This window comes from Cupriavidus sp. 21MJTG02-4, from assembly GCF_057798975.1.
The window spans coordinates 1-10,180 of sequence record NZ_JBYOJP010000041.1 but is presented as its reverse complement, the minus strand read 5'-3'; the positions used below and the strand labels follow the sequence as shown (position 1 = coordinate 10,180).

Below are 10,180 nucleotides of genomic sequence, written 5' to 3'. Positions count from 1 at the left end.
GCTATCCGAATTATCGAGATTCTCGAGCTCTTCGACCGGCTACAGCGGCCACTGACCCTTTCCGAGGTTGCCGACACATTAGGCTATCCAAGGTCAAGCACGATGGCGTTGCTCCAGAGTTTGAGAGCACTGGACTACGTCACTTTAGATGAGCAGGACAAGCAGTACATACCCACTGCTCGAGTCGCCCTGCTCGGGGGTTGGATTCATGGCCGTGTCTTTCAGGATGGTGTGATTGTCGCCCTAATGAACCAGTTGCAACGGGAGACTGGCGAGACTGTTATGCTGGCGCTTCAGAATGGCATGCATGCGCAGTATGTTCATACTGTCCAATCACAAGAACTGCTGCGCTTTTACCTGCGCCCTGGCATGATGCGCCCCATGTGCCGCAGCGCGGTCGGTCTCGCATTGCTGGCCCAGCAATCTCCAGAGCGAGTCAAGAGACTGGTCGACAGGATTAATGAACAGAAAATTGACCCTGAAGGTCCCATTTCCCACGCGAACCTAGTTCGCAGCCTTGAAACCATCAGGACACAGGGCTATGCGTACAGTGACAAGGTGACGGCCGACGCCTGCGCGATTGCAATCGTGCTGCCCAATAGACCTGGTCAGCCGCCGACTGCTTTGGGCGTCTCAGGTCCTACACGGCACCTTGCGAAACAGCGAGAGCTTATTTACCGACTGATGAAGGAACTTGCGGTGGAGCACCTTAGTGCACGGTTTCCCATCCGTCGTCCAGTTAAGTGACTGGTTATTCGGACAGTAAGGGTCCATGCTACCGTCCGAGCCCAATAGACTAGTACGCACAGAGACACGCCCCCTGGAAGGACTCTCGATGCTGCGCTACGAAGTCGCGGCATTCGTCAAACACCTCCGTCGGGAGGCTTCTGCTTTGTCAGTGGAACAGGACGGAACCGAAGCGACTGTCCTTCAGGAAGTGCTGCAGCGGTACCTCGTCAACATTCATCCGAGGACTCGGCTGCTAGCCTTTGCTGCGGCAGTCGATATCTGTCCGCAGTTAGCCGTTCAACGCCTTGACGATGCACATACCATCGCCAGCGATTGCCCGCTGCTTCGGGCACTGTTCTGGTCTGCCACGCGTCGACTCAGACTTTTTGGCTGGCTCTCGACGCGATGTGCTGAGCAATGACATTATGGAGTAACACGAGTGGTATGCGAGACCGATGTATTCTTCATGCCGAGCGTGATTCCCGCACGTCTGTTTTGCCATGCCATCGCATCCAACCAACATTAGGCCTGTTCGAATCACACCGGCCCAGGAAGTAGACGCTATTGGGGATGCCACGTCGACTTCATCGGAATTGCGGGCAAGCCGCTGAGCGAAAAACTGAGCGTCGCCGCCGCCCTCAAAACATGAGGCGCTAGCTTATGCAATTTCGGGATAGTCAGTCGGACGGCGGGCCCAGAGATACTGACTGAACCGAGTACCACTCCCTTAGCACCTTTTACAGCCACCGCGACGCTAGCCGCATTGGGGCTTCGCTCCCCACGCGTCACGCAGAAACCTTGCTCGCGGATGGCCTCATAAGTAGGGCCTGGATGGTCCAGCGCAGCGAGAATAACTTTCCCCGCAGCCCCTCGCTCCAAGGGAAGCAATTCACCCAGTCGCACATGGCGTCGTAGTCCACGCGGCCCTTCTGCCCGCATAAGGCACGTACGAACATTCTCTTCGTAGATGAAGAACGCGGCGCTCTCGCCAGACACGGCCGCAAGTTCTTGAAGCACAGGTTCGATGACAGCGTGCACATCGAACTGCGCCTGATAACGGGACCCAATGAAGGCTGCGGCGGGACCAAGTCGCCAGGCGCCGTCCTCGCGCTGTACGAGAAATCTTGCCGCTGCCAGCGTTCTAGCCAAACGCAAGGCCGTGGGCTTTGGCATACCGGTGCGGCGTGCCAATGCGCTCAGCGATAGAAATACTTCGTCGCCAGAGAAGCAGGTTAGTAGCGAAAGCGCCTTGGTTACCGCCTGGACTGTATCGCGCGTCGACAATTCCTTGGGCACTGACTTTGCAGAAGGCTTCGTCTTGGTTGCTGGCAGAGTCACAGATTCCCTCGTCGCCGAAGCAACAGCGCTGCGAGGGCCCAGCGATTTCCTTGAAACGCTTGGACTGTTGGCCTTCGCAACCATGTCTTTAGCCCTTATTGGCTCATCATCTCGGCCACAAACTCACCAATTGCGAGTGATGACGTCAACCCAGGCGATTCGATGCCAAATAGGTTGAGCAATCCTCGCACCCCATGCGACTGCTCCCCTTGTATCACAAAATCCGTACCCGCGTTATGCAGAGATTCCGGACCTGCGAGTCGCGGCCGAATACCCGTATAGCCAGGCTGCAAGGTGCCATCTCGCAGGCCCGGCCAGAAGCGGCGGATGCCATCATAGAAACGAGGTGCGTTGCTGAGGTCGAAGGTATAGTCCACCCCCGAGCGCCAATTGATGTCCGGTCCGAACTTACACTGTCCGCCCAAGTCCAGCGTCACGTGAACACGCATAGCCGCTTCACGAGCGACTGGATAAACCAGATGCGCGAACGGGGACCGGCTTTGCAAAGTGTAGTAGTGGCCGATGGCGTAGTACACCTTCGGGACAAGCTCTTTCGGCATCCCCTCGATTGCTCGTGCCACCTCATGTGCATACAGGCCCGCCGAATTGATGACGGTGCGCGCTAGCAGCCGAATGGGTTGGGCGCCTCCAATATCAAGCTCGATACCGTCACCTGTCGCCTTGCCTCCGACAACAGGGCTGTTCAACACTAGGTTCGCGCCGGCCAATTCGGCGTCTCCAAGGTAGGACAGCATCAGGCCATGACTGTCCACAATGCCTGTCGACGGCGAGAACAGTCCGGCAACCGCTTGCAGTTCCGGTTCCAGCGCTATGACGCCTTTGGCATTCAGCATCTCGAGGTCGTTGACGTCATTGGCCCGCGCGAGTTTCATGTACTTGTGGAGGCCATCGACCTCAGACTCGTTGGTGGCCACGATGAGCTTTCCAACGCGCTTATGGCCGATACCCCGCTCAGCCGCATACTCGTAGATGGCGTCGCGCCCGCGTCGGCACATCCGCGCCTTCAAAGACCCGGGAGCATACGACAACCCAGCGTGCAATACTTCGGAGTTCCGCGCACTGGTCTGGGTACCAAAGGCATTCTCCGAGTCGAGCAGTAGGACCTCTCGGCCAGCTTGGGACAATGAGCGCGCGATGGCGATTCCGACCGCCCCTGCGCCTATCACGACACAATCCACGCGTTCCATGGTTTTTTCAAGCTAGTGTTTGGACGGGCTGTCCCCGGTCCTAGTACGAAAGAGCGGCCCTCGCCTCAGGTAAGCATGGATTGCCGGGTGGCCCAAGCTTCTAGCCGCGGATAGACGCGAAGCGCATTCTGGAAATAAATTTTGTTCCGATGCTCGGCCGATAAGCCGACAGCTCCGTCGATGTACCGCCGCGTATCGTCAAAATTGAATCCGGTCTCCGGGTCGACGCCTTGTACGGCACCGAAAGCCTCCGATGCGAAGAGAATATTCTCCAATGGCACCACTTTCAGAAGGAGGTCGATGCCAGTCTGGTGATAGACACACGTATCGAAGAAGACGTTCCGCATCAATTCAGTTAAGGGCGGCCGACCCAGCTGTTGCGCCAAGCCGCGGTATCGACCCCAGTGATAGGGTACGGCACCCCCTCCATGCGGGATGATTAATCGGAGCGTCGGAAAATCGAGGAAGATGTCCGACAGCAGTAGCTGCATGAACGCAGCCGTATCCGCATTGAGATAATGCGCCCCAGTGTGGTGGAAATTTCGGTTGCACGAGCAGCTCACATGAACCATGGCCGGCACATCAAGCTCGACCAGTTTTTCGTACAGTGGATACCAATATCGGTCCGTTAGTGGGGGACCACTCCAGTGGCCATCCGACGGGTCCGGATTCAGATTACATCCGACGAATCCCAGCGATGTCACACACCGGTCCAATTCCGAGATGCAAGCGTCCAACCCGTTTGCCGGGGACTGTGGTAACTGGCAGACACCGGTGAACTGCGACGGGTACAGCGATGTGACTCGATGAATTAGGTCGTTGCACGCGTGGGACCAGTGCAGGCTTGTGGTCTGATTGCCGACGTGATGAGCCATCGCGCTCGCCTTCGGCGACAGGATGGTCATGTCGATACCCCTCTCTCGCTGGAGACGAAGCTGGTTCTCCTCTAGACTCTCACGGATTTCATCATCGCTAATCGTGAAGTCAGGCGGCAGCGCGGGCGACCCGGGCTCCAATAACTTCGCTGTCTGCCGCTTCCGATAGTCGTCAAGCGCCTTCGGCGCAGTGGTGTAGTGCCCGTGGCAGTCGATAATCATGCTCTTCCCTTCTATCGCGTTCACCGCGCAACTAGTCAGTTCAGTGTGATGTTTGCGCTACGGATTACCTTGCTCCATTGAGCTGTTTCCTGGCGCGCCTGAGCAATCAATTCCTCAGCCGAAGTGACATGTAGGTCGACTCCTTGTGCGTCTAACCGCTCGCGCAAGACCTTGTCGCTCCCAATTCTGATGAGCGCGTCATTGAGGCGCTTCGTCACTGGCGCAGGCGTGCCCGCAGTTGAGTAGATGCCATACCAGGTGGTGTACTGGAAGCCCGGCAACCCGGAGTTTGAGATTACGGGGATGTTCTTCAGGCTTGGCGATGTAGAGGGCGCGGTCACGCCGATTGCTCGTATTGCGCCCTTGTCAATCATGCCCTTCAAGAATGGGTAGCTTGTGAAAAGTGCCTGAACCTCACCGGACACCAAATCGCTCACAACTTGTGAGGTGCCCTTGTATGGCACGTGCCCAATATCGATTCTGGCTGTTGCCTTGAATTGCTCCATAGCCAGATGGGCCAGGCCGCCCACGCCAGCGGACCCAAAGTACACCTTGCCGGGGTTAGCCCTGGCGTATGCAATCAACTCTGCTGCGGTATGAACCGGCAGCTTTGCACTGACCGCCAACACATGCGGGCTTGTCGAGACAATGCCGACTGGCGAAAGGCGCCTTGCAGCATCCGCTACGCCTTTCGTCAGTAACGGCTGAATTACGATGTTCCCTGACGCAGCGAATAGCAGGGTATAGCCGTCCGGGGTGGCTCGCGTCACTGCATTCAAGGCAGGCAGCCCGGCGCCACCGCCGAGATTGTCCACGATGACGGGCTGCCCAAGCTCCTTGCCCAGTGCAAGGCCAATTTCGCGCGCGACTACATCAGCAGGCCCGCCCGCCGCGAACGGTACGACAAGCTTGACCGGCTTGTCCGGGTAGGCTGCTGTCGCAGCGAAAGGTTGCTTGCAAAGCAAGGCGGCGCCGATGCCGCATAGCATTGTCCGAACCAGCTTGGATGTACGCATGAATTTTGTCTCCGGTGCCAGGGCAGTGACCGCCTCTGATTGTTTTCGATTCTAGGGGCCGGCTACACAAATCTAAACTGCGTTCCACCACGCGAAACGGCTTTGCTGTATCAGATGAACAAGACGTGTGCACCACGCCGCGGACGTAGCGCGCGACGACAGCGCAGCGCTGCTTGCGTGGTTGAGCTGAAATACTTGCGCGCCTTGAGCGCCTGGCTCGACCGCAAAATCGTTGTCCTCAAGCACGGGTTGCCAAATCTCAGCGCCTTGCAGAATTCCATCGACGTGGCCAGCAGTGAGAGCATCGACTACCTCCGCCATTGACCTGAGTCATTTGTTCCGTCCATCTCTATCGCGCGCGTTGAGCCTAAGCCATCAACTAACAGCGCTACCATCCAATGATGTTATTCGGAATGTGCAAAAAAAAGGCAGACCACCCCAAAGCGGCCGGCCTGCTTCAAATGCGCTAACGTGCAACCGCACGAAGCACCCCGCCCAAGAAGAAGTCTTAGACGCGCTCAATAACCATCGCGATGCCTTGTCCGACCCCGATGCACATGGTGCAAAGGGCATATCGGCCACCACTACGGTGCAATTGGTACATGGCCGTGGTCACCAGACGGGCGCCGCTCATGCCGAGCGGGTGGCCCAGTGCGATGGCTCCGCCGTTGGGATTGACTCGCTTATCGTCGTCGTCAATTCCCAGTTCGCGCAATACAGCTAGACCTTGCGCAGCGAAGGCTTCGTTGAGTTCGATGACATCGATTTGGTCGAGCGTCATGCCGAGTTGCCTCAGGAGCTTCTGGGTGGCCGGCGCAGGCCCGATACCCATCACACGCGGGGCCACGCCTGCCGTGGCCATGCCGACAATGCGGGCGCCCGGTTTCAGGCCGTGTGTCTTGATGGCATCTTCATTGGCGAGTAGGAGTGCGCAAGCACCATCGTTCACGCCCGAAGCGTTGCCGGCGGTCACGGTGCCGTCAGGGCGAACCACGCCGCGCAGTTTGGCCAGCGTTTCCAAGGTGGTGGCACGTGGATGCTCGTCGCGCTCGACCACGATAGCTTCGCCCTTCTTCTGCGGAATGCTGACAGAGGTGATTTCTTGCGCCAACGTGCCATCGGCTTGTGCACGCGAAGCCTTCTCCTGGCTGCGGAGTGCCATGAGGTCTTGGTCCTCTCGGCTGATTTTGTAGTCAGTGGCCACGTTTTCGGCCGTCTCTGGCATCGAATCCACGCCGTAGGCGGCGCGCATGGCGGGATTGACAAAGCGCCAACCGATGGTGGTGTCGAAAATCTGAGCATCACGGGAAAAGGCACTGGAGGCCTTGCCCATGACGAACGGTGCACGGCTCATGCTTTCTACACCTCCAGCAATCATGAGCGAGGTCTCTCCCGACTTGACTGCCCTAGCGGCCATGCCCGTGGCGTCCAATCCAGAGCCGCAGAGACGGTTCACGGTCGAGCCGGGCACCGATTCCGGCAGACCGGCCAGCAGAAGCGACATGCGTGCAACGTTCCGATTGTCCTCCCCGGCTTGGTTCGCATTGCCGTAAATCACGTCGTCGATGGCCGACCAGTCCAAGTTCGGGTTACGAGCCATCAGCGCCTTCAGCGGTACCGCTCCGAGGTCGTCGGCGCGCACGGCTGACAGGCTGCCGCCGTAGCGACCGATAGGCGTGCGGATGGCATCACAGATAAAAGCTTCGGTCATGTTTTCTTCCAGGGGTAAGTGAGCTTCAAAATGGGAATTGATAGGGTGCCGGCATAACTCCGTTCGCCGAACGTGCGAGTTAGTCGCCCATATCAAGCCGAGTGGTTCGTTGATTGCGTTGCCTTCACCGTGGTTGCGTTGGCGGGACCGCTGCGCATCAAACCGCAGCTGGCTCCTACCGGCGGGCTACTGCGAAGCGGCTTGCGCGTCGACAGACTGCAAGGTGCAGGATTTTCCACGGCCCTTCGAGTTCAGTTGGCTGCTCCATCTCAGCGAAGTGCCGTCCCAGAATGACGCCAGCTTCGATGGCAGAAGCTAGTACCACGACTCTTCTTGATGGCTCCGCGTCCTCCGCCCACCTCTCGTAAAGCCCTCGTAGCATTCGTCTATATTGGTTGTCACAATGTGTCGCGCTCATTGCCTCGCGGCGGGCCCGCATCGTGAGAATTCGAACCTCCGCTAGAAGGGCGGAGTACTGCCAATTGCTGCATGGCTGCCGCGTTCGCATTCGTAGATTTAACTTTCCGTCAAACGCGTGCGCCTTCTTCATGGTGCTTTCCGCGAGAACCGTAGCGTGGGGCTATGTAAGGGTTGCCCCGGCCACTAGCCGGAGCGACAAATTGCTTCACTCAGTGAACAACGGGCTCAAATCAGCGCATTTGAAGCCAGGACCAATCGCAAGCATCAGGCGCGACATCTTCTCGTTGAGCGCAGCGAGACCCGTGCGCCGCGCCCAGAACACCGGACCGCCCTGCCATCTCGGAAATCCGTAGCCATTTGCAAGAACGGCATCAATGTCGCTGGGCCGACTCGTCACGCCTTCAGAGAGCAGTTGAGCGGCCTCGTTAGCCATACTGAGCAAGACTCTTTCAACGATGTTATCGTCGCTCAGGGCCTGTGCTGTGAGGCACTTTTCGGTCCGAGCATCATCGATAAGTTGATGCACGAGTGGGGCAGTCGCTTTGCGGCCATTAGCGTCATAGGCGTAATAGCCAGCACCCGACTTCCGTCCAAATCTTCCCATTTCACAGAGTCGGTCGGGAATCGAGACATACCTAGCCTCCGGGTCACGAAGGTGAGCACGGGCCTGTCGCATGCGCCAAGCGATGTCGAGACCAGACATGTCCGCGACGGCGAACGGCCCCATTGCAAATCCGAACTTCTCGAGTGCAGAATCAATCTGATGCGGATAGGCTCCGTCCTCAAGCATTAGCTCGCATTGATACCGGTATGCGGCATAAATGCGGTTGCCGATGAAGCCGAAGGCGTTGCCTGTCAAGACTGGCATTTTGCGAAGGCGCTTCGCTACAGCAACTCCCGTGGCAATCGCTCGCTTTGAACTGACCTTTCCGTGGACGACCTCCACAAGCTTCATGACATTGGCAGGACTGAAGAAGTGGAGGCCAATCACATCGGCGGGTCGCGACGTCGAGTTGGCAATGGCGTCCAAGTCCAGATAGGAGGTGTTCGATGCCAGAATTGCTCCCGGCTTCGCAAAGCGGTCCACTTGCGCAAAGACTTCCTGCTTTACTGCAAGGTCCTCATACACAGCTTCGATTATGAGGTCAGCTTGCGCTAGAGCGCTCCATTCCAGGCTCGCTTCGAGTGCGTCCATCCGCTCCACTGCTTCGGATTGTGATAACTTGCCCTTCTCGACCTGAGCGTCATAGTGACTCTTGATTCTCTCAGCGCCACGACTAAGTGCTTCCGCATTTCGCTCCACCAAGGCTACCCGGTACCCCCCGTCGAGGGCGGCGATAGCAATGCCCGAGCCCATGGTCCCGGCACCAATCACCGATACGAGGTCGATTTCAGTAGGCTCGACACCTCGAAGCTCTGGATGCTTTAATGCTTCACGTTCAGAGAAGAAGAGATGGCGAAGTGCGAATGCATCATTGGACATGCGCAGTTCGGTGAACACCGCGCGTTCCTTCGTCAGAGCGTCGTCGATAGACAGCGTCGCACTGTATTTGACTGCTTCGATTGCTGCCTCGACTTGAGGTCGCCCCCTACCCTGCCGCAGAGCGGCCGCTTCTGCGGCGGCAACCGCAACGGCCTCTGCTTCTGGCACTGAAGCATCGCGCAGTCTTCGCTTCCCCCCCATGTTGCGAGCGTAATGGACGGCACACTCCAGCAGGTCACCATCCGCAATCTGGTCCAGCACACCGACCTTCAAGGCGCTTTCCGCAGGCACACGCTTTCCGCTGCAGACCCAGTCGATAGCGGCAGGAATGCCAATCAATCGTGGCAGCCGCTGCGTACCGCCTGCGCCCGGAACCATGCCAAGGGTTACCTCGGGAAGTCCCACTACCAGATTTCGACTTCCGACTCGTGCGTCACAGCCCAGTGCGAGTTCAAAGCCACCGCCAAGGGCCGCGCCATGCAATGCAGCCACGACTGGCTTCTCGCATGTCTCGATGGCGGCGATTACCGCGGGTAGCTCGGGCCGCTCCAGAGGCTGTCCGAACTCGCGAAGGTCGGAGCCTGCGATAAATGTGTTGCCAGCACCAATTAGTACCCCCGCCACGAAGGACGGGACCGACGACAGCGTCTCAATCGCTTCGAGGACGCCTTGACGTACTGTCAGGGAGCCGGCGTTGACCGGCGGATTGTCAATGAAAATGGCCAGGACGTTGCCGATACGTTCCGTGCGGACTTTGGCGCTCATTGGTTGTCCCCATTCGACAGTGCAACCACCAGCTCTGGCACCAAGGTATTCAGGTCACCCACCAGGCCGTAGTCAGCCACAGAAAAGATGGGCGCATCGATGTCCTTGTTGATGGCGACGATGACTTTGGAATCCTTCATGCCGGCCAAATGCTGAATCGCGCCAGAAATTCCGACGGCGATGTATAGCTGAGGGGCGACAATCTTGCCGGTCTGCCCGACCTGGTAATCGTTCGGCACGAAGCCGGCATCAACGGCCGCGCGCGAAGCGCCCAAGGCGGCGCCAAGCTTTTCGGCCAGCGGCGTCAGCACCTTGGTGTAGTTTTCGCCCGAACCTACGCCACGGCCACCCGAGACGATGACCTTGGCGGCGGTCAGTTCCGGACGGTCGTTCTTGGCCACTTCGCGCGAAAC

General features: G+C 58.2%; 10 protein-coding genes. 3 read left to right on the top strand and 7 right to left on the bottom strand.

Annotated features, from left to right (window positions below; genetic code table 11):
• Together AC3FKH_RS34230 and AC3FKH_RS34225 are read left to right on the top strand one after the other, a co-directional pair.
• Nucleotides 1-747, top strand: a 747-nt coding sequence (locus AC3FKH_RS34230) for an IclR family transcriptional regulator (protein WP_488680104.1), incomplete at its 5' end; no start/stop codon positions are given.
• A gap of 88 nt (nucleotides 748-835) precedes the next feature.
• Complete coding sequence (locus tag AC3FKH_RS34225; protein WP_488680102.1) at nucleotides 836-1,150, top strand: hypothetical protein; 315 nt, start codon at nucleotides 836-838, stop codon at nucleotides 1,148-1,150.
• Between the two features lie 140 nt (nucleotides 1,151-1,290).
• Here AC3FKH_RS34225 and AC3FKH_RS34220 read toward each other — a convergent pair whose 3' ends face one another.
• The 4 genes from AC3FKH_RS34220 to AC3FKH_RS34205 all read right to left on the bottom strand — a co-directional run bounded on the left by AC3FKH_RS34220 (nucleotide 1,291) and on the right by AC3FKH_RS34205 (nucleotide 5,388).
• Nucleotides 1,291-2,151 carry an IclR family transcriptional regulator gene (locus AC3FKH_RS34220; RefSeq protein ID WP_488680100.1) on the bottom strand — a complete coding sequence of 287 codons (861 nt, stop codon included), beginning with the start codon at nucleotides 2,149-2,151 and terminating at the stop codon, nucleotides 1,291-1,293.
• A gap of 11 nt (nucleotides 2,152-2,162) precedes the next feature.
• Entirely contained in the window at nucleotides 2,163-3,275 is a 1,113-nt protein-coding gene (locus tag AC3FKH_RS34215; RefSeq protein ID WP_488680099.1) for an NAD(P)/FAD-dependent oxidoreductase, read from the bottom strand.
• 65 nt (nucleotides 3,276-3,340) lie between these two features.
• Nucleotides 3,341-4,372, bottom strand: a complete 1,032-nt coding sequence (locus AC3FKH_RS34210; protein WP_488680098.1) for an amidohydrolase family protein — start codon at nucleotides 4,370-4,372, stop codon at nucleotides 3,341-3,343.
• Nucleotides 4,373-4,407: 35 nt separating this feature from the next.
• On the bottom strand, nucleotides 4,408-5,388 hold the full coding sequence (locus tag AC3FKH_RS34205) for a Bug family tripartite tricarboxylate transporter substrate binding protein (RefSeq protein WP_488680096.1): 981 nt from the start codon (nucleotides 5,386-5,388) through the stop codon (nucleotides 4,408-4,410).
• A 177-nt stretch (nucleotides 5,389-5,565) separates the two neighbouring features.
• Between AC3FKH_RS34205 and AC3FKH_RS34200 the strand changes: the two genes are divergently transcribed.
• The gene (locus AC3FKH_RS34200; RefSeq protein ID WP_488680094.1) at nucleotides 5,566-5,712 is read left to right on the top strand and encodes a hypothetical protein; all 147 of its coding nucleotides are present in this window, start codon (nucleotides 5,566-5,568) and stop codon (nucleotides 5,710-5,712) included.
• A gap of 184 nt (nucleotides 5,713-5,896) precedes the next feature.
• Here AC3FKH_RS34200 and pcaF read toward each other — a convergent pair whose 3' ends face one another.
• The 3 genes from pcaF to AC3FKH_RS34185 all read right to left on the bottom strand — a co-directional run.
• On the bottom strand, nucleotides 5,897-7,099 hold the full coding sequence (gene pcaF / locus AC3FKH_RS34195; RefSeq protein ID WP_488680092.1) for a 3-oxoadipyl-CoA thiolase: 1,203 nt from the start codon (nucleotides 7,097-7,099) through the stop codon (nucleotides 5,897-5,899).
• Between the two features lie 625 nt (nucleotides 7,100-7,724).
• Nucleotides 7,725-9,767 carry a 3-hydroxyacyl-CoA dehydrogenase NAD-binding domain-containing protein gene (locus AC3FKH_RS34190; protein WP_488680090.1) on the bottom strand — a complete coding sequence of 681 codons (2,043 nt, stop codon included), beginning with the start codon at nucleotides 9,765-9,767 and terminating at the stop codon, nucleotides 7,725-7,727.
• Nucleotides 9,764-10,180 (bottom strand): FAD-binding protein (locus AC3FKH_RS34185; protein WP_488680088.1); only part of this gene is annotated, 417 nt, incomplete at its 5' end. The genes AC3FKH_RS34190 and AC3FKH_RS34185, both read right to left, overlap by 4 nt.